Annotated in this window: 1 protein-coding gene; it reads left to right on the top strand. The window is 63.6% G+C overall.

All coding sequences use genetic code 11. The features are described from left to right. Positions 1 to 20: 20 nt before the first annotated feature. On the top strand, positions 21 to 374 hold a 354-nt coding region (locus L981_RS32665; RefSeq protein ID WP_210166429.1), incomplete at its 3' end, for a VCBS domain-containing protein.

The following is a 374-nucleotide window of genomic DNA, read 5'->3' as shown; positions in this document are numbered from 1 at the left end:
CGGGTGTGCAGAGCGGTGCTGTGACGGAGATCGCCGACAAGGCGACCGACGAAAATAACGTCACGCATATGCAGGGTGGTGCGGTTGGCTTTAGCGACGTCGACACGCTCGACACGCATACGGCGAGCTTCAAGGCAGGTGGCAACGGCTATCTCGGCACCTTCGCGCTCGATCCCGTCGATCAGGCGGGCGACAAGGTCGGCTGGAATTTCCAGGTGGCCGACAGTGTGCTCGACTCCCTGCAGTCTGGCCAGACCCTGACGCAGACCTATGACGTCACCGTCGATGACGGCCACGGCGGCACGGCGACGCAGACGGTCACGATCACGATCACCGGCACCAACGACGCGCCGATCATCACCTCGGGTGTGCAG

The sequence above is a fragment of the Ensifer sp. ZNC0028 genome (assembly GCF_000799055.1).
Classification (GTDB): Bacteria; Pseudomonadota; Alphaproteobacteria; order Rhizobiales; family Rhizobiaceae; genus Ensifer.
The sequence above is the reverse complement of the archived record's forward strand: the minus strand, read 5'-3'. Positions and strand labels throughout refer to the sequence as shown.